Origin of the sequence: Bacillus sp. UNC438CL73TsuS30, assembly GCF_000482325.1 — a bacterium.
In the GTDB taxonomy this organism is placed as follows: Bacteria; Bacillota; Bacilli; order Bacillales; family Cytobacillaceae; genus Neobacillus.
The window spans coordinates 25,654-44,874 of the sequence record NZ_AXVA01000033.1; the positions used below are offsets into that span (position 1 = coordinate 25,654).

15 protein-coding genes, 1 pseudogene and 1 riboswitch are annotated in these 19,221 nt (G+C 37.6%); of the genes and pseudogenes, 6 read left to right on the plus strand and 10 right to left on the minus strand.

The genetic code is table 11. From position 1 onward, the window contains the following. Nucleotides 1-111 precede the first annotated feature (111 nt). The 3 genes from M028_RS0112000 to M028_RS32780 form a co-directional block, all read right to left on the minus strand. Nucleotides 112-1,257, minus strand: a complete 1,146-nt coding sequence (locus M028_RS0112000) for a cyclically-permuted mutarotase family protein (protein ID WP_026574132.1) — start codon at nt 1,255-1,257, stop codon at nt 112-114. A gap of 40 nt (nt 1,258-1,297) precedes the next feature. Next, nucleotides 1,298-2,146 carry a MurR/RpiR family transcriptional regulator gene (locus M028_RS0112005; RefSeq protein ID WP_231510805.1) on the minus strand — a complete coding sequence of 283 codons (849 nt, stop codon included), beginning with the start codon at nt 2,144-2,146 and terminating at the stop codon, nt 1,298-1,300. A gap of 306 nt (nt 2,147-2,452) precedes the next feature. Beyond that, entirely contained in the window at nt 2,453-2,623 is a 171-nt protein-coding gene (locus tag M028_RS32780) for a hypothetical protein (RefSeq protein ID WP_155925579.1), read from the minus strand. 569 nt (nt 2,624-3,192) lie between these two features. Here M028_RS32780 and M028_RS32080 point away from each other — a divergent pair. Next, nucleotides 3,193-3,312, plus strand: a complete 120-nt coding sequence (locus M028_RS32080; RefSeq protein WP_081810731.1) for a YjcZ family sporulation protein — start codon at nt 3,193-3,195, stop codon at nt 3,310-3,312. A 446-nt stretch (nt 3,313-3,758) separates the two neighbouring features. On the opposite strand, the gene M028_RS0112020 is transcribed toward M028_RS32080, so the two are convergent. Beyond that, a complete protein-coding gene (locus M028_RS0112020) occupies nt 3,759-4,199 on the minus strand; it encodes a CoxG family protein (protein ID WP_026574134.1) in 441 nt (146 codons plus the stop codon). Between the two features lie 182 nt (nt 4,200-4,381). Here M028_RS0112020 and M028_RS29835 point away from each other — a divergent pair, with 182 nt between their 5' ends. The 3 genes from M028_RS29835 to M028_RS0112035 all read left to right on the plus strand — a co-directional run bounded on the left by M028_RS29835 (nt 4,382) and on the right by M028_RS0112035 (nt 6,401). After that, on the plus strand, nt 4,382-5,338 hold the full coding sequence (locus M028_RS29835) for a DMT family transporter (RefSeq protein WP_035424098.1): 957 nt from the start codon (nt 4,382-4,384) through the stop codon (nt 5,336-5,338). A 177-nt stretch (nt 5,339-5,515) separates the two neighbouring features. Beyond that, nucleotides 5,516-5,989 (plus strand): hypothetical protein, encoded by a 474-nt coding sequence (locus M028_RS0112030; protein WP_026574135.1) that lies wholly within the window; start codon nt 5,516-5,518, stop codon nt 5,987-5,989. A gap of 211 nt (nt 5,990-6,200) precedes the next feature. Next, nucleotides 6,201-6,401, plus strand: a complete 201-nt coding sequence (locus M028_RS0112035; RefSeq protein ID WP_026574136.1) for a cold-shock protein — start codon at nt 6,201-6,203, stop codon at nt 6,399-6,401. A 297-nt stretch (nt 6,402-6,698) separates the two neighbouring features. On the opposite strand, the gene M028_RS0112040 is transcribed toward M028_RS0112035, so the two are convergent. From M028_RS0112040 to M028_RS0112050, 3 genes are all read right to left on the minus strand, one after another. Further along, a complete protein-coding gene (locus M028_RS0112040) occupies nt 6,699-6,881 on the minus strand; it encodes a 5'-nucleotidase C-terminal domain-containing protein (RefSeq protein ID WP_026574137.1) in 183 nt (60 codons plus the stop codon). A gap of 51 nt (nt 6,882-6,932) precedes the next feature. Beyond that, nucleotides 6,933-8,996: a cation:proton antiporter gene (locus M028_RS0112045; protein ID WP_035424099.1), complete on the minus strand. Its 2,064-nt coding sequence runs from the start codon at nt 8,994-8,996 to the stop codon at nt 6,933-6,935. A 201-nt stretch (nt 8,997-9,197) separates the two neighbouring features. Continuing rightward, a complete protein-coding gene (locus tag M028_RS0112050) occupies nt 9,198-12,323 on the minus strand; it encodes an efflux RND transporter permease subunit (protein ID WP_026574139.1) in 3,126 nt (1,041 codons plus the stop codon). A gap of 402 nt (nt 12,324-12,725) precedes the next feature. Here M028_RS0112050 and M028_RS0112055 point away from each other — a divergent pair, with 402 nt between their 5' ends. Continuing rightward, on the plus strand, nt 12,726-14,003 hold the full coding sequence (locus tag M028_RS0112055) for a VTT domain-containing protein (RefSeq protein ID WP_026574140.1): 1,278 nt from the start codon (nt 12,726-12,728) through the stop codon (nt 14,001-14,003). A 243-nt stretch (nt 14,004-14,246) separates the two neighbouring features. Here the strand turns inward: M028_RS0112055 and M028_RS31480 are convergent, their stop codons facing one another. From M028_RS31480 to M028_RS33340, 3 genes are all read right to left on the minus strand, one after another. Next, nucleotides 14,247-15,146: a GGDEF domain-containing protein gene (locus M028_RS31480; protein WP_051591015.1), complete on the minus strand. Its 900-nt coding sequence runs from the start codon at nt 15,144-15,146 to the stop codon at nt 14,247-14,249. A gap of 427 nt (nt 15,147-15,573) precedes the next feature. After that, the gene (locus tag M028_RS32785) at nt 15,574-16,779 is read right to left on the minus strand and encodes a LysM peptidoglycan-binding domain-containing protein (RefSeq protein WP_051591016.1); all 1,206 of its coding nucleotides are present in this window, start codon (nt 16,777-16,779) and stop codon (nt 15,574-15,576) included. A 21-nt stretch (nt 16,780-16,800) separates the two neighbouring features. Beyond that, nucleotides 16,801-16,885: riboswitch (cyclic di-GMP riboswitch) on the minus strand. 1,487 nt (nt 16,886-18,372) lie between these two features. Then, nucleotides 18,373-18,516 carry a hypothetical protein gene (locus M028_RS33340; protein WP_197031411.1) on the minus strand — a complete coding sequence of 48 codons (144 nt, stop codon included), beginning with the start codon at nt 18,514-18,516 and terminating at the stop codon, nt 18,373-18,375. Nucleotides 18,517-18,998: 482 nt separating this feature from the next. On the opposite strand from M028_RS33340, the pseudogene M028_RS32790 reads away from it, so the two are divergent. Then, a pseudogene (locus M028_RS32790) lies at nt 18,999-19,221 on the plus strand (transposase); the annotation flags it as partial.

Consider the following 19,221-nt stretch of genomic DNA (forward strand, 5'->3'; position numbering starts at 1 on the left):
CTTCTTTCTGTGCTGTAAGGTCTGCATTTTAGCTGATCTTGTCCTCATAAGCTGCATGAACTATTTGTTTCACGAGGCAATAAAGGGATTTCTAGAAATCATTGAATCTACTTAATGGTTGAGTAAGGTTCCTGAATAAATCGCATTCGTTCTTACCCCAGGCTTTATTTCTCCATTGATCGAAAAAATAGTTTTATTCATTAACACTAAGCCTTCCCCACAAGGTGCATCAAAAGGAACCTTTCCAATCGATCTCCACGTATCCTTTTTTGCATTATAGATTAAAACCTCTTTATTCCAATGAAACTCATAAGGGTCCGCATTAAAATATTTCGTTCTAAAAGCGGCTAATTCTTCGCCCGTTAAGGAGCCTAAGTTTTTAACGGCATTATCATAGATTTCTTTATTAAATCCACCAATGACCATCATTTCATCCTGATTTAATTTGACGGAATTGGCTCCTAGTAAAGAGATTTCCTTTCCATCCACTTTAACGGAAGAAACTTTTGACCAGGTATTTTTTTCAATATCATATTTATACCCATCTGTATAAGCAACGGATCCACCACCACTAAAGACATAGAGGTTTCCGTTTAATAGTTGGGCCACACTTTGATTCCTGGCACTTTCCCCTGGGATGGACGCTAGCTCTTTCGTTTTAGACGTTTTTAAATCATATTCATATACTTTATTACTATCTTTTCCATCTTGCTTGCCAAGTCCAATATACAGCTTTCCACCCTTTTGAACTGCGATCCCATCACTAATCGTAAATGGCAGGTCGCCCACTTTTTTCACTTTTAATTTCTTCTTTTGATCAACAGTGAGCAGCGTGATATCGTCTGCATATTCTTTTTCAGGACTTCCTCCAATATAATAAACGCCTTGATCTGTCGTGATCGAAGTTCCATATCCGATCTCATGATCAAGATTTGTATGTTCGACCATCTTTAATTGATGATCTTCATTTTTTAAAACATAGATATCGGAGTAATATTTCTTTGCCCCTCCATTTAAGACAGATTCGTAAGGAAAATTCGCTCCGCCTCCAACAATTAAATTCTTTTTATACGATCCCGCTAACACTCCTGCTGTACCGATATTCTTGTCAAATCCCTTTTGTGCCTCTAGTTCTCCTCCATATTCCCATGTGATTCGATCAACAGATTTTGCACTTCCAGAAGCGTTTGCTTTAATCCCAACATAGCTTCCCAAAACCAGCATGGATGTCATTCCTGCTATTAAAAATTTTTTCAAGCGATTTCCTCCTCGTATTGTACTCTTCCTTCAAAAAATCCTAGTAAAGCTTACTTGATAAGTTTTCAGATATATTTGCGTTCATCGATTTGGCACTTTCAAATTTTTGCATGGCCAGTCCCGTACAGAGAAGGTCAATCAGATACATTTGAGCGACTTTCGACACTAAGGATCCACTATCTAATGGACTCTCCTTCGCAGACGACAATAAAACCAAGTCAGCAAACCGTGTTAAGGGAGATTTCACATAACTTGTTAAGGCAATCACCGTCGCGTTATTGCGCTTGGCTACTTCCACCGCATCGACAATGTCTTTTGTACTGCCTGTAAGACTAATCGCAATGACAACCGTTTTCTCCGTCATAGACGATGCCCGCATGATTTGAAAATGTGAGTCCGTAACAACACTGGCATGTTTTCCAATTCTCATTAAGCGATTCTGCATATCCAATCCGGCGATACCTGAAGCTCCAATACCGAAAATTACGACATCATCGGATTGATGGATCATGTCGATTCCGGCTTGTAAATCTTCCAATCTGACAATTTCAGATGATTCATTGATCGCTTGGATCATCGTATTTCTGATTTTTCTAATGATGGTTTCATGGCTGTCCTTTTGTGCCGCTAGTAATGTCTCTTGTGCGAATAAAAACTTAAAATCTTGAAACCCTTTAAACCCCAGTTTTCGAAAAAAACGTAAAACGGTTGCTTCCGCTACCCCGCTCGCCTCTGATAGTTCTGTTAAAGAATGATAGATCACCTGCTGACTATGATTGCGAATGTATTCATAGATTTTAGTTTCTGCTTTCGTAAAGGTATGCTTGTTTTGCTCCAATAAAATGGACGGTTTAATCCCCTTCATTTTATCCATCGAATTTGTTGTCATCGTCTCTAACCTCCAAAATTGAAAACAGCCCTACAGTGTGTATAAGACCTTTCTTTAAAGATAACATGGCGGAGCGAAAGGTCCTATGCGAACGCTTCCAAAATCCTTGTCACCGTTTTTCAAAAGTCACCTCACTTCTTCCTTTTTTGTTCACATGATGTTCGTTCGATTATGTTAGGGAAATATTAACACAATTGACAATTAGTTGTCTATATATTTTAAATATTGACAATTAACTATCAAAATTTAAAGAAGTTTAAAAATAAAGAAAGGCAGAGCATTCTGCCTTTCTTCGCTTTTTAGCTTCTAATTCGATTTTTTAACCCAGACTTGATGATTCTTTCCTTTGTCAGCTTTTATATAGGCTACATTGCTTTTTTCTTGAGTTTTGTATTTCTTAGTTGTTTGAAGGTATTTTTGACCGTTGTGATTTGGGTTTGCATTATTATTTTTACTGCCGCCACAGGAACATCCCATACATTCTACCACCTGCCAAGTTATTTCAAATTCCAATCTTCTAACCGATAAAGGTCCATAAAATCGCCAGTATCATTGTTGAAAAAAAATACACCAGACGAACCTGAATTTACATTCACATTATATTAAATGCTAAAGGGGCACTTTTTGATAAGGAAAAAATACAAAAAAGCCCAAGTTGGGCTTGTTTTGATTGCGAATACTCTAACAAGTCTATCCGTTAGGGAAAAATATGGGTCCCCATTACACTCTAGGCTATACAACCCATTAAGGGGAATTTTTATTTAAAAACAGACCAAGAATTAATTCTTTAAAATCAGCCCTTGTCCATACCCTTTTATAATCTTGTACATATAGTATGATTACCACCAGCGTAAAACCAACATATTCAATATTACCTTCTTTTCATGAAAGAGCGTTTGCCTTTAAAGGCAGGCGTTCTTTGCATTTTTTAGACAAACGTATATTTTTCGATATCCATAGGATAGTTGTCCAAGCCACTTTTGTTTTATGAAATATGATACATAGTGAAAGTTTTATTTAAGATCTTCTATCAGGTGGTGATAAATATGTGCTTTGGATACGGTGGTTACGGCTATGGCGGTGGTTTTTACGGAGGCAGCACATTTGTTTTAATCGTAGTATTATTTATCCTTTTAATTATTGTTGGTACAGCTTTTGTTTATTAACTAATAAAATGGATGGAGTAGGAAAAAGGCCCTTTTTATCGGGGCCTTTTTTTAACCCTTTTATTCGGACTATGGTTTTAAAACCATCACCATTCTTTAAGAATCGACAGCTACCGACGCTTATTTTTTCAATCAAACGTTTGATTAAAAACTGCACAAAGCCTTTTGGAAAACGAACATCGTCTTGTTTCCGAGGAAATATTTTGTCGATAAATTCCATTAATATAGAGGTTTAGGGGAAGAAAAATTCAAAAAATATGTCAAAAAATTAGACGAAAACACAAGAAAGTCCATTTGTACAATGAAAAAATCAGGTGGAAAATTCGCCTGATTTCTTCATTGTATAATTTCCCAACTCTTACTGAATATTAAAAAAGGGAGGCCATCCATTTTTGGATCGCCCCCCTTTCCGCTAATTATAAAAATTCTAATAAATCTCTTTAAAACTATGAAAATACTACAATTTTACGTGCGATTGATTCTGTTAAACGAGATGCTACTTTTGGTACAGCCCATTTAATAATGGGTGATAACACAGCACCCGATAATCCACCTGCTTGGACGTTCACCGTACAAGTCATGGTTGTTTTGCCATTAACATCATCTGCAGTAAAGTGACCGCTTCCTGTAAATTTATCTGATAAACCTTTTATTTCAAACTTAATATTTGAAGGTTCATTCCATTCGGTAATATCTACCTGTGCTTGTATTGTTTTTTTAAGACTTTTCACATTACCTTCAAATGTCCAAATAGATTGCTTGTCATTAATGATTTCATGTTCTTTATAGGCTGGTACTGACGTTGCCCATTTTTCAAGGTCACTGACATAATCCCAAACTGTATGTACATCTACTGGAATTTCTACTGTATGTGTTCCCGTTGCCAATATGATCCCCACTTTCACTACATCTGAATTGCGAATTTACATTCAACAAAATCATTATTACATAAAAACCATAAATTAACCACGGGGATGGTTTTGTTTCGACAATCGAAAAAAAACACTCCATAACTGGCTGCCATTGTTGTATAATGTTCGTTAAAGTGATAAAGGAAAGAAGTGGAATTATGCCAAAAGCACAGAAATATAAAATTTATTTGCTTTTAGTTTTTGTGATGGCCGCCTGGGGGTTTAATGTCATCGCAACAAAAATCCTTGTCACAACCTTCCCTACGTTGACCATTACATCCATAAGAGTTTTTACCGCAGCTATTAGTGTCTTTCTAATCCTATCTACGTTTAAAATGGTCAGACTACCGAACAAAAAAGAATTACGCTATATTCTTGCGGCCGGTTTTTTTAATGTCGTATGCCACCATTTCTTTTTATCGATGGGATTAGCAAAAACCACCGCCTCTAACGGCGGGCTTATTCTAGGACTTGGACCGTTGCTATCAACCATTGTTGCCTTTTTGTTTTTAAAAAGCAGAGTAACGATTCCTAAGATTGTAGGCATCATTTTAGGTTTTTCGGGTGTTGCCTTTATCGTGGCATCAGGAAACGGCGGTTTTTCCCTAAGAGGAATCTCAAATGGAGATTTGTTCGTCTTTTTATCGATCTTTACTCAAGCGTATAGTTTTGTTCTGATAAAAAAAATTTCCGATACGCTGGATCCGCGCTTGATGACGGGCTATATGCTTTTATTTGGAAGCATCGTCTTATTTATTATAAGTTTATTTGCAGAGCCCGGCGGATTAAGGAAAATTCCACATGGTTCCTTGGAGGTCTGGATGATTTTCCTCGCTTCCGCGGTCATTGCCACCGCGATTGGACATATGATTTACAACAGTGCGATTGGAAAAGTGGGCGTGACGGAATCGGCGATTTTCATCAATTTGAATCCCTTCTTCGCCTTAGTTGGGGCCGTACTGTTCCTTGGTGAAAAAATTTCCTCCCCACAAATCCTTGGGTTTCTCTTTATCTTAATCGGGGTTTTATTTGGGTCAGGGGCACTGGAAGAATTTGTCCACCAGTATAGACTGAAAAAGATACCTGCACATCGAGGAAACGTCAAAAATCTATAATCCTATGACAATAATCTAGCGCTTGAAGGCTGAACCCTTCAAGCGCATTTTTGTTTGCAAATCACTTATATCAAAAAAGAGCTGCACCGCCTACCTAATTGCGAGAAGCTTTGGTATTTGAAGGAAATGACTGGTTAAACTAAAGTAGTTAAAATACACAGAAAGGGGGAAAAGCTTTTGCTACGGAAACAGAGGGTCTTTTTCCTATTTGTCGTCCTTCTTTTCGCCGGCGGTCTTCACACGGACGGCCAACCACCGCCGGACCCGATCCAGATGGGGATGAAAAAAGGATATTATGAAGGACTCCATTCAGGGCTTGAAGACCGGCATAATTTTAGGATCTCCCGTGCTTGGCAGCAGATGCCGCCCTCCCAGCTGCGCTTGGACAACAAGAAGGAGGTAGCTCAGTCCCTCATGAGAATAGGCCTTCTCCGGGAAGTGTACCTCTCCTTTCCCTCTGGCGAAAAATTCGATGACTATTTACATGCCCATCCAGAAATGAATGCGGTACAGGCAGCCCAGCGGATACTTGGTCAAAGGTTTGTGAAAGCGTACGAAAAAGGCTTCCAGAAAGGGTATGAGCAATCCCTCACTGCTTCACCCAAAAAGGCGGCAAACTTCGCGGCCTTATTGAAGGCGAAAAAAAAATAAATACCACGGGGACGGCTCTCATGGCTCAAAAAAGCCGCGAGAACCGCCCCCGTAATCTTTCTTGCAAATACTTGTGAAAAATGTTAATATATATAAGAATTATTTTTGTTCGGTGTAAAGGATAGTATCAGTAAAACTTTTCGTCTTGATGATCACTGAGAGCAAGGATAGTAATACAATGTGTGTTTTTACACACTAGGAGGCAACAAAAATGGAAAATGGTAAAGTAAAATGGTTTAACAGCGAAAAAGGCTTCGGATTCATCGAACGTGAAGGTGGAGAAGACGTATTCGTTCACTTCTCAGCGATTCAAGGCGAAGGTTTCAAAACTTTAGAAGAAGGTCAAGCTGTGACTTTCGATGTTGAGCAAGGTCAACGTGGCGCTCAAGCAGCTAACGTGCGTAAAGCTTAATAATAAACCTAAACCTAAGCAGGCTCTTTATAGAGTCTGTTTTTTTATTTATCTTAAACGCAAAGAAACCCCACTCACGAATGAGTAGGGTCCATGTAAACAGTAAATCAAATGGTAAACAAAGTGTATCACATAATCACCAATTATCCTAATTAACTTTGAATAAACATTTAAAAGTACTTTTGTAGAGAGTGGATAAAATGGCATAAAGTCCAAGCGTTTTATATGTATGTACCTACGGCTCTACTAATTTTGCACGCCCTTCCATTTGGGGGGCAATCTTTTTTCCTGCAGCTGTTAATTGTTTAATAAATCAATAAAAGTTTCCGTATCTTCCTTATAAGGTGTTAGTAATTTCCCTTGTTTAAATGCAGAAAATCCATCTCCGCCTGTTGCCAAAAATTCATTTAATGTAACTGTGTAGATCCCGTCCATATCCATTTTGGTTCCATCAGATAAATACATATCTTTAAATACCACGGGGACGGTTCTCATTGGCCTAAAAAAGCTGCGAGAACTGTCCCCATGGTCTTAATCATCATAATCTTTTTTAAAGAGTAATTCTTTTGGGACCTCAGTGCCCCGTGAACCTCGAATGTCTGTTTCCTTCATTTCTGTTGGGTAGAACACGATGAAGTTTTCAAGATTCATAGAAGCTATTTTTTTCGGTAAAGCCTCTAGTTCTGGGTGCCATGCTACGGTTCCCATTCTGGCACTTAGAACAATCACAAGATCAGTTGATTTAACATCATTTAAATGACTTTCATATAAGGAATTCCAGCTATCGATTGATTGGAACTCGATTTTTAAATTAGGGTGTACGTGCTGAGATGCCTTTTCATACATTTCTAAATCATCACGAATGACAAGCCCCTTCATTGTAGCACTGAGCTGTGAAGCAATGCTCTTAATAATCGATAGGGAATCGCCAAAACCTGGTTTGTGCACGATATTATTTGGCAATATAAGAATGACCCTTTCTATCGTATTTAACGGTTGCTTGATATGGGTGATAAGCGAGCGTTGATACGTATGTTCAAGGAAATTATCAATTACTTTCCCGAAGATTTTTCGGCCTCCTTCGCTTGCACCATCCCACCCTACAATGATGGTTGTGATTCGTGCTTCCGTCGCAGCGCGTTCGATCCCTCTTCCAATATTATAATCTACCCGTGTCATCTGCTTAACAGGAACATCTGCCCCTGATGCATACACGACGGAACGTTCAAGCATTCTTTCTGCTTGAGCCACTTCATTGTTTGCTTGTTTTAAGTCTTTTTGAACGACTGATAAGGGGTAAAGCGGCTCATCTGTCTTTTTTGCCTTTTTTACGACAAATCCTAAATCCAGAAGGGATTCTATTGTATGTGGATTCTCCATCGGGATTAATATACGTTCAGGAAGTGTTTCATCCATTACCGTTTCCTCTCGTGCAATGGCTAATTTTCTGCCATATTTTTCGCAGAAGTATGGCCCCATAATACAAGTAACTAAAATAATAATAATGACAGCATTTATGATTTGCTGGTCAAATAAACCAAGGCGATATCCAACAAGTGTGATGGCTAATGTTGCTGCAGCATGTGTGGTGGAAAGCCCAAACATTACCTTCCTTTCCACTTTGGAATAACCATATACTTTACCAGTTGTCCAGCTGGCAAATAGTTTACTGCCAATCGCTACAATGGGGATTAACAAGGTTAGGAGTATTGCATCGGAGCTAGCTACAAGAACACGAAGATCCATTAACATACCCACGGATAACAAGAAGAATGGAATAAACAATGCATTTGCCGTAAATCTGATTCTGTTCATTAATGGACCATGATCATAAATGTATCGATTCAAGGCTAGACCGGCCAAGAATGCCCCAATAATGGGTTCCAAGCCCACAAATAATGATATTGCGCCAGCGACGAATAAAACGGCCAGGACAAAGTTAAATTCTATCGTTCCCTCATTATTAGATCGTTTAAAGAACCACTTTGTCAGGTAAGGGGTGAAAATAAGTACAACTACAGCAAAGAGCGTTGTTGCAATTATCAAGTACATCCAAAAGCCAAGTGTTAAATTTCCTTCAGCTGCCCCTGTGATAACGGCAAGAAAAAGCATAGCCAGACTATCTGTTAATAATGTACCGCCAACCACTGTTGTAACAGCTTGGTTTTTCGCAATACCCAGCCGGCTGATAGCGGGGTACCCTAAAGGCGTGTGTGAGGAAAAAATCGTACCAAATAAAATCGCAGATAGGATACTGAGATGAAGCCATAACCCTACTATTACTCCAAGAATTAAAGGGATCGAAAACGTGAGTATGCCAAATAAAATACTGCGATTTCTGTACCTTTTGAAACCATCTAAATCCAGCTCAAGTCCTGCGATAAACATGATAAACAATAATCCGACTGTTCCAAGCAATTCAATTGTTGAATCACGTGCCAATATTTCTAGCCCGTTTGGTCCGACAATAATTCCCGCGATAATGGGACCGATAATAGCGGGTACTTTTAATTTTCCCATTAGGATAGGAAACAACAAGAAAATTAACACAGCTAAACCAAATATAAGAACTGGCTCCTTCAGTGGAATATGCATGATCATCCTCCTCACTTTCGTCAAACATCAACTGTTCAGATTGGATATTTATAAACCTATTAGAAAAACACTGGCATAATTCGTAAAAATTAAAACTGTAAACTGACTTTATTAACTTTAATAATCCCTTAAAGAAAACAAAAAAACACCGACACAAGTCGGTGTTTTTGTAAGGTTACTACGAAAACCTCAATAATATTCTTAGCTTATTTTGGTTTCGTTAGAAACACTAATGTTTTTAGTTGCTGCTTTTTTATGCAACCATTCGTAAATGATTGGGATGATAATGAAACTATTAATCGTTGAAGTTACCATACCGCCAATTACGACAATACCAAGTGTTTGAGAAATGACCGTATCCGCATTATGTGAAAATGCAAGTGGTAACAAGGTAAGAATCGTTGCTGCTGCTGTCATTAAAATCGGACGAATCCTTGAAAGACTACCATTTAATACAGCTTCTTTAACCGTCATACCCTCTTTTCGATTTCTTTCGATTTTGTCAATTAACACAATACCGTTTGTAACCACGATACCTGTAAGCATCAGAACCCCAATTAATGCAGCTAAATTCCATTCACCGTGGAATAAAATTAATGCGATGACTACACCACTTAAAGCAAGTGGAATGCTTAAAAGTACAGATAATGGTGCTCTCCATCCTTTGAAAATAGAAGAAGTAATCAGTAATACTAAAAGGATAGAGAAAGCAACGGCAACAGCCATATCAAAAATCATATCTTTTACTTGTTGAGTAATACCACCCAATGAGTACGTTACATCCTTAGGAAGTTTCAAATCGCTTAGAACTTTGTCTGCTTGACTTGAAACCTTACTAATGTCATTAGATGTGATTTGTGCCGTTACAAGTGAGAATGGTTGACCATCTCGTTCGCTAATGGTTGAAGCAGATGTATCTTTTCCAATCTTAGCAATTTGGTCAAAACGAACCATCTGACCATTATTTCCTATTAATTTTTCAGCGGCAAGCGATGCTAAGACATCATCCGCAGAAGCATTTAAAGTGATCGAAGAGTTTGCTCCTGTTGCAATTTGATCTAAATATTGGTCCACAGGAAGTGCTTTATGATCCACGGTAACCGTTGCATCCTTAGATTGAGACATATAGCGGTTAATGACCGTTAAAATGTCAGCCACTTTTACGCCTTTCTCTTGAATCGCCTTTTGGTCAAAAGTCACTTTATACTTTGGAGAACCGTTCGTTAAATCCACTTTTCCATCTACACTTAGGTTCGCAACTTTTGATAAGTTGGTTCTCGCTTGTTGTGCGACTTGATCCAATGTTGCTTGGTCTGAACCTGTGAACAAGATACGCATTTGTGAATCATCACCAGAAATGTTCTGGCTTGTTACGGTATAAGTAACATCTTTAGATAAAGTCGGAAGCTGCTTTTGTAACTGTTGAATAACAGCATCAGCATCCTTGTCGTTCTTCAACACAACCGAAAGGTTTGCGACATTTGGATAGGTGATAAAGCCGCCGCCTTGGTCAAACACGTCATCACTTTGAGGTGTCATAGTCGAACCGAAATTAGCTGAATACGCATCGACTTTTGGATTGGCCTTCAAAGTTTTCTCAATTTTTTGTACTTCTGAATCGACTTGAATGAGTGTGCTTCCTTTAGGCAATTCTGCTTTAATGGCAATTTGTCCGATTTTCCCACTAGGCAATAAACTTACAGGAAGAAAAGCAGAATAGGCACCAGCTGCTAAAAATACCAGTATAGAAACAATAATCATTGCTTTTTTGTGTTTAAATGCAGATTGCAGGATTGGTTTCATTTTTGTATCGAGTTTGACGGTTTGTTTCTCTCCGTTTCCGCCTTTCCATCCCATAAAAGCAAGAGCAGGAATGACAAGCATCGCAACGAAGAATGAAATAATGAGTGCAATCACGACGGACCATGCAAATCCGCTATATGAAGCACTGATGACTCCACCAACAAACGCGATAGGAATATAAACTGCAATGGTCGTTAAAGTGGAACCTAATATTGCAGGAATCATTTCAACAACTGATGATGCTAGGATGGAAAGCAAAGGTTTATCCTTGTTTTCCTCACGTTTACGGTACATGTTGTCTAATATAACAATCGAGTCATCGACAATACGGCCCATCGCTACAATCAAACCTGAAACGGTTAAAATATTTAACGTGATACCCATTGATTTTAAGAAAGCTGTTGTTGCCAGTAATGAAATTGGCAGTGATATAGCTATTAATAGTGTACTTCTTACATTTCGGAAGAAGAAGAATACACAGATCATTGAGAATAAGCAGCCAAGTAAACCTTCTCGAACTAATCCAAAAAGGGAGCTGTTTAATTCTTTTTCTCGGTCAAGCAGAACTTTAAAAGAAACATCCTTTGGATTTACCGTATCTAAATGAAGATGTGCAACTCGGTCTTTTACTTGATTGGCCACATCCGTAATATTGGCTGATGGCGTTTTGATTACATTTAACGTAACGCTTGGTTTTCCGTTTGTTCTGGAAACTGTTTTTACGTCATTTAGTGAATGAGTGATCGTCCCAAATGCAGATACAGGAACGGCTTTTCCTGCTTTGTTCATTATGGTTGCATTTTCCATTTGCTGTACAGTTAATGGTAATCCGTCAAATGAAACGGGAATCGACAATTGGTTGTTTGCAATCGTACCTGACGGCATAGATGGCACGGCTAATGCAAACGATTTATTTATATCATCCAATGTTAACCCGTTTTTCACTAAGTCTTTCATACGGACCGTTAATACATATCCATCTTTTGCTCCCCCAAACACGGAAACATCCGCTACACCAGGGACAGCTTTTAGTTGTTTAATAATTTCCTGTGTTGCTGTTGAGCGAAGTGTTGCTTCATCCAATTTTGAACTTGTTACGCTGTAAGTTAAAATCGGGAATGAACTGGTTGTTAATCGTGTAACCGAAGGAGTAGATGTAATAGTCTGCGGAAGATCAGCATTAGCTAATGCTTTATTGACTTGATCTTCAGCTTGTTTCATGTCTGTATTCATTGGAAAATACAGACTCATAAATAATCCGCCGTCATAGGATGTGCTTTCGACATTGGATAAACCATCAACAGTTTTGACGGCACTTGCCAGGTTATCGGTTACTTGTTGTTTTACCTGAGCTGCTTGATACCCAGGTACTCTCATACTAACTGTAAGGGTTGTATTGTTAATCCCAGGCAAATAATCTCTTTGCATCTGGTAAGCGGAAATACCTCCCCAAGCCAAGATGATGACAACACATACAATCATCAGAATGGCTCGTTGCATGGTTGCTTCAATCAACCTTTTCATTCTTTTCCTCCCCATTCTTTTTATATAAATTGAACCCAAATAACCTTATAGTTTTTTTCATATATGCAAGAATATTACTGTCTTGTAATTGGGCAACTTTAGTATATAAAACACACTTGTACGTTCCCTGAATGAAACATTAAAAATGCATTAAAATGAAAATATAAGTGAACAAGGGGTAAAAAGCTTTAAATGTTTTTACCTTTTTTAAAAAGCTAGTACCTTTTTGAAAAGGGCTTAGCCTTTTTTATTTTATTTAGAAACCTTTTTCTTCCATTAATTCAAGATTAATAATTCATTAAGGTGCGAATCGATTTCAAAAATAGTGGTACATTGTAGAAAGAGCTAGGGTGAAATGATTCTAATTCGTTCTTTTCTGTTATCATTTTTGGAGGCATTGATATGTCATATTTAATCACACTATTCGAACAACATAGCTATCTGATTTTGTTTATAGGAATCTTTCTCGAGCTCATGGCCCTGCCTATCTCTGGTGAATTATTAATGAGCTATGCAGGGTACTTTGTGTTCCAAGGGAAAATGAATTACGTTTTGGCACTTCTGACCGTCTTTTTATCAGGTGGTTTGGGAATAACCGTCACCTATTGGATTGGGAAAGCCGGTGGATATAAACTGATCGAAAGGTACGGGAAATACATCCATCTAGGCCCTGAAAGATATAAGAAAATAGCGGCATGGTTTGAACGGTCAGGCAGTAAATTGCTAGTGTTTGCTTATTTCATTCCAGGGATTAGGCATTTTACAGGGTATATTTCGGGGATTTCCAGAATGCCTTTTCGAAAATTTATCATTCCGGCCTATGCAGGAGCATTTCTATGGGGGGCTTGTTTTATTACATTAGGGAAAGTATTGGGACCACAATGGGAGAGTTTCCATCAGGCAGCTAGTAAATATTTAATTATTTTCATTATCGTTTTGGCAGTATTGTTAGCAGGGTACTTTGCCTATCGATTTTATAAGGTGCAAATGAAAGACTTTTTTATTCATTTGTTAAAACGGTTGAATGAACGAGTAAAAACAATCAAAGCAACCCAATTATTTCTTATTTTTCTTACGTTGGTCTTAATTGGCATGGTGACTTTGATGCTGGGTCTTGCCCAGGACTATCTATATAATGAGTTTACTCAGTTCAATGAAGTTACCGAATATATGGTACAGTCAGCTATTTATATGAGTTGGATGAAAGGATTTTTAGTATTCCAACCGCTGTATGCTCTTGCAAGCGTTATTGCTTTAACCATCATCCGTATTTGGATAAGAGGAAAGAACCGGGTGCTTGAGTACCTCTTGCTTTTCGTGCCAATTTTAGGAGTAAGATTATTCCATGAATCCGTCCTACAAATTTTTCACTCTTTGCAATCATTTGGGTTCTTAGGAGAATTTCATTCAGCTAATTTTCCTGATTTAAATGGAATGATCATGATCACCATTTATGGAACGTGCCTCTTCCTACTTGTCCGCCATTCAAAAAATAATTATATAACCATACTCATTCCTTTAGTGGGATTAGTTATTTTAATAGGCCTGGCTATTGTAAATATTGCATTAACCAGCGTACTACCGAGTGATATTGTGGGTGGTTATGTATATGGCGGTGTCTGGATCTTTTTTAATTTCTTGTTGTTTGAAATGTTACGACTTGTATGGGAGAAGTATTAAGGAGGGGTGAGCGTGAATTGAAATAGTTAAAACCAACACCATTCTTTACGAATCGACAGCTGCCGACAATTTTTTACTAAGTCTGACCCAAGATTTCCGGCCAAAGAAAGCCGCGAGAACCGTCCCCATGGTCCCTTTGGCAATCAAAAAATGCTGCAAACTGCAGCATCTTTTTTGAGTGTACCTGTTAATCTTAAATTGAATCTGAAAATCGTGAAATAGATTGTCACTTTTTAAATTTAATTAGTAGGAAGTATCGTACACTTGATTAGGGTAAGTTTGAAACACAAATACAGAATTTTTCCCCGAAGTTTTTGCCCTATACATCGCCTGATCAGCATATTTCAAAAAGGCTGAAGGAATCTCACCCTTTTCATAAAAAGCTACACCGATACTCGCAGAAATAGATAGATCATGGATCTTCATTTGTACTCTACTTAATAAATGATTCGCTATTTCAATTGATTGAGTTTCGCCTATACCTTTTGTTAAAACGATAAACTCATCTCCTCCTAACCGGCCAACAAAAGTATTCTCATCCAAAAGAAGGTTTAGCTTTTTGGCAATTTCCTTTAATAGGTTATCTCCCTCTTCATGCCCATAAGTATCATTTACCTTTTTGAACCCATCAAGGTCAATAAACATTAAAGAGACTGGTAGTCCACTATTCAAGTACCTTTTAAGCATTTCCATAAAGTAGGCCCGATTGGGCAGACCGGTTAAGGAATCGTATAAGGCTAGACCCTTTAATTTTTCATTCATTCTTTCTAACATCGATTGCTTTTCCTTCAGTTTTTCAGATAAAATACCGGTCCCAATGGAGCAAGAAAAAGTGATGATAACGACAATCAAATGCAATACTAAAGATTCATTTAATACTTCAGCATTTTGTATCCACCTTTGATAAAAGAACCAAACCAGATGATAGATGTTCACAATCACTGCTGCAAATAGCCCTCCATTAAAACCTAAATAATAGGAAATGACAAAACAAGGGAAAAGTAACAAAAACCATGACATATCATCTATATAAAACTGATTATAATCATCCAAAAATGGAGGAGTAGAAATGAATGAGATACAAAGCAATGTGAGTAGCTTTGGTAACCTTGGAAAATATCTCATCGATAAATCGAGAGACATATAAATCCCCCCTATGTTCCCTATAAAATTCTTCAATTATTACTTGAAAGTTTTAGCCTAAAATTCCTTGCTTTCATTGGAATTCATAAATCCCTTCTAAGTGAGATAATAACATATTTTTATCAAATTTTAATCAAATTTTAATAATTGGTAAAATCCTATAAGTTTAATCCGCAGGGACGGTTCTATTAGGGGACAATCGGAAGTTTTGCGAGCAAAAAGGCACATTTTTAAAACTATTTCATGCCCTCCTTTAGGTGAGATTGCGAATATTCATGTTAAACTTTGCTGCTATATACTGAGTGGGGGTCTGACCCTGGAATTGGAAGACGGTCGAGTCCGAATCAACAGACACTTTAATCTATTCTTAAAACAACAATCTTTGTGAAAAAAGCCAAAAATAAAGAACTTACCCGAAGGCAAGTCCTTACTTTGATGAAGCGATAGCACCAGCTTGTACATCGTACTGAGTTAAGTTATACGTCGTAATGGTAGATTGTAATAAATTAGCATAATGAGGATCAGTCGCGTATCCGTCTTGCTGAATATTTACGGTCGCTACCCTATAGTCCGTTACACCAATAAGGTTTGCATATCTTGGCCTTAATAAGAACTTAGTATGGTCGACAGTGGACTCATGTAAGCTGCTATACTTCCTGAACTTTTCATTCGCAACAAATACAACACCTTTATGATCATACTCTTTAGTAGGCATCACTACATACTTGCCCTTCCAACTTGAATCAGCTTTAATTCCAAAGTAGTTATTCCCATTAACGGATAACCAAGAGAATCCAAAGTAAGATTCAAGAATGGCTTGTGCGATTGTTAGCGAAGGTAAAATCTTATATTGTTTCCAAGCAAGCATTGCTTCAGGCGCTACTTGGTTAATGAAGTTAATTTTCTCTTGTGCTGTAAGACTATTCTTAGTAATGTTGTCTACAGCTTTTACTTGAGATGAAGGTTGTTCCACAGAATGTTTCGACGCAGTTAAACGCAAGACTTGCCCAACATAGATCTTGTCAGAAGTTAAATGGTTATATACCTTAATATTATCTGCAGTCAATCCATTGGCTTTAGCGATTGAGAATAGAGTGTCTCCTGCAGTAACGGTATAAGTATCTGATTTGGTCTGAACTGGCTTTGCCGGTTCTGAGGGTTTAGACGCCGGCTTTTTTGCAGGTGGTGCCGTTAGCTTTAGTACTTGTCCATTTCTAATTGAGTCTGATTTTAGACCGTTGTAAGACTTTAACTGGGCAACTGTCAAACCAAATTGCTTTGCAATTTTTGATAAACTATCACCTTTGGCCACTTTATAAGTTGTAGGCTTTTTCGTCACTGCAGGCTTCGTTACCGAGGTAGTATGCTTTACTGATGATTTTTTTGAAGTTTTTGTAGATGATGGAATTGTTAGGACTTTACCAACTTTGAGTTTACTAGAGTTAGTAATTTTATTGGCAGAAATTAAACTTGTAAGAGATATTTTATATTTTTTAGCTATGGCTGAAAGAGTATCTCCTGACTTAACCGTGTAAGTTATGGTGGCCGCATTTGCTGTTAACATGGTTACCGGTGTTAAGATGGATAAAGACAATACTGTACTTACGATTACCTTTTTGAATATTTGATTCAAATGAAATTTCCCCCTATTTTCTTCAGTAACCCAGCCACCATGGCATATATGCTTTAGGTCTGTGGTTTTGCGAGACTATCTTTCGATAGTTGTGCTTTTTTCGAATGAGGAAGGTCTGTATCTCTATCTATACCTCACGGTTAAATATAATAGTAGATTTTATTTAAAGGGTATATAGGTGATTGTTTCCAGATGAGCGTGGGTTCCCGAATTTTCTTAATCCTCACAAACTAATGAGTTGGGGGTCTGACCCCACTAGCCCCAACTTACTTCCTTTTAAAAAATAATTCTTGTCCTAAATTGAGTAACCAGCGAAAGTTATATAAGCGGAGATTTTTCGGTTAGATGCAAAATGGAGCTCATTTTGGGGTAAATAAGGGAAGGTTTTCCGATTATGCAGAGCAAAATGCCCCATTTTCATGTTTTTCGAGTCAATAGGCGAAATCTTTACCTCTATTTAAGCTATTTTAAATGCTAATTACTAACTAAGCGAAATTTTTCCGTCTATTTATCTGATCGGGGATAACCACGGGGACGGTTCTCCTAGTCCAAAAAAGCCTCGAGAACCGTCCCCCATGGTATTTTATTAGGTGAGAATACGAATAATCATGTATGCTTTAAAAAAACAATTTCGTTTCAATACGAACCTCGAATATACTAAAAATATTCTTTCTAACTAATAATCGAAAGGAGAATTCTATGACTGAAACTAGGGCAATAAAAAAATCTTCCTCTAAAAAGAAGAAACAGAAAACCGCTTTTCTTGAAAATGTAAGTTTCTATCGATTACTTAAGGTTATCTTTCTTATATTTCTATCCCTGCTAATCGTCTATCTCTATTATCTACATACCAAAGGAACTCTTCTTTCCAATATGGCCTTACTATGGAAATCGCATAAGAAAGTTATGATGGCTATTTTTGGATTTGCAGCCTATAGTTTGGGTGTGTTTTACTTAGGTTTTAGGAAGGGAAGAAAAAGATGAAAATATTGGATAGCCTTTAATTTCGTTATAAATTCAATTCCTTATAGGTCATCTTGCTAAAGGTTACGCGTATATTTATTAATGTGGTATTTGTTTTATTCGATAGAAAATTCCTTATTTAAAACATGAAAGATTGGAGGACACTCTATGAAATTATGGATGAGGATACTTGTAACATTGGACATTCTTATTATTTTGGGTGTTATAGCAGGTGAAGTTTTTTATTAAAACTAATTTATTTGTCTTTATCTAAGGCTGTTATCGTAAACTTGGCTGCTATTTACGAAAAAGTAGAGTGGTTGATTTCCGCTCTCGGGTTGGTCGGTTTCGGGTCTCACCTGTCCCGTTGGGTATCCCAGTAACCTTTCTTTAGAGAGATTTATCGGGAAAGAAATTAAATTAAATCATTCTGGTTTAAAAATGGGTATTTATACTTTTGGGGATTTACTTAGCGATCCTCATACTTGGTCTGACCCCAAGATTCCGGCAAAGATATTGGGTTTATTCATAGGTTTATTTCATGTATAATAGGAATATAATAAAAAGGAGAAGTGCTGTAACACTTCTCCCTGCAACCGCTACCGTCAGGGTGGTGGTTGTCATAGTTGGTTATTTGTGAGAACCACCCTTTAGCTTGCGACGGCGTAGGGCGGTTTTCTTGTTTTCTAGAACGTTTTTCCGAAAGAAATAAGCAGCCACTTCACGCAGCATTCCCTTCAGAACTTCTCGTAGAATTTCAAGACATGTTTCCATGATTATCACCTCCTTTCCTAATAACAGAAAGAAGATTGACAACCAACCACCCTAACAATATTCAGTTGCAACTCCATTCTAACATTTTCTATATTAACAATAACCTATCAATCTTCGACAAAATTTGCATCCACCTCATCAATATGTTAAGCCCTCCCTATTTTCCATTATTACCCATTAAACTTTAGCTGAATAGAGGTCTGGCCCCACGCCCCTCTGTGTTTGAAAAATAAACGGTAAAATTCCGTTTAAATTGGGAAATACCCATATTTCCCTAAAAATAGAGGAAGTATTTCCGTTTATATGATCCAAATCGTTTGATTTTGTCTTATTTAGAGCAGTTAATCGGAATATCGAGACCGTCGATTAACTCATAAAAAACCCCTTTTTCACAAACTTTATCCAAATTTTCCAATCTACTAATCACCTCACTCCATATGTACGGTAAAATTAAGATATATCTTACGTATGGAGTGATCGTGATGGCGCACATTCAATATAAATCATTTGGTCAGTTAACCCTATCAGATTATGAAGTCTTCTCTTCGGTTCCTCCCCATCCTTTTTGGAGCCGAGTGGAACAAGTGGTTGACTTTACCTTTGCAGATAAACTTTGTGAGCCGTTGTACTCCCCCAATGGACAACGTCCTTATGCCCCTTCCTTAAAATTAAAGATTCATTTTGCTCAACGCTATCACAATTACT

What these genes read in the sequence shown, in the direction of transcription:
- M028_RS0112005 (WP_231510805.1), bottom strand. Translation starts at nt 2,146, where the DNA reads ATGACAACAAATTCGATGGATAAAATGAAGGGGATTAAACCGTCCATT.
- M028_RS0112035 (WP_026574136.1), top strand. Translation starts at nt 6,201, where the DNA reads ATGGAAAATGGTAAAGTAAAATGGTTTAACAGCGAAAAAGGCTTCGGA.
- M028_RS32080 (WP_081810731.1), top strand. Translation starts at nt 3,193, where the DNA reads ATGTGCTTTGGATACGGTGGTTACGGCTATGGCGGTGGTTTTTACGGA.
- M028_RS0112045 (WP_035424099.1), bottom strand. Translation starts at nt 8,996, where the DNA reads ATGCATATTCCACTGAAGGAGCCAGTTCTTATATTTGGTTTAGCTGTG.
- M028_RS0112055 (WP_026574140.1), top strand. Translation starts at nt 12,726, where the DNA reads ATGTCATATTTAATCACACTATTCGAACAACATAGCTATCTGATTTTG.
- M028_RS0112050 (WP_026574139.1), bottom strand. Translation starts at nt 12,323, where the DNA reads ATGAAAAGGTTGATTGAAGCAACCATGCAACGAGCCATTCTGATGATT.
- M028_RS33340 (WP_197031411.1), bottom strand. Translation starts at nt 18,516, where the DNA reads ATGGAAACATGTCTTGAAATTCTACGAGAAGTTCTGAAGGGAATGCTG.
- M028_RS31480 (WP_051591015.1), bottom strand. Translation starts at nt 15,146, where the DNA reads ATGTCTCTCGATTTATCGATGAGATATTTTCCAAGGTTACCAAAGCTA.
- M028_RS32780 (WP_155925579.1), bottom strand. Translation starts at nt 2,623, where the DNA reads ATGGGATGTTCCTGTGGCGGCAGTAAAAATAATAATGCAAACCCAAAT.
- M028_RS29835 (WP_035424098.1), top strand. Translation starts at nt 4,382, where the DNA reads ATGCCAAAAGCACAGAAATATAAAATTTATTTGCTTTTAGTTTTTGTG.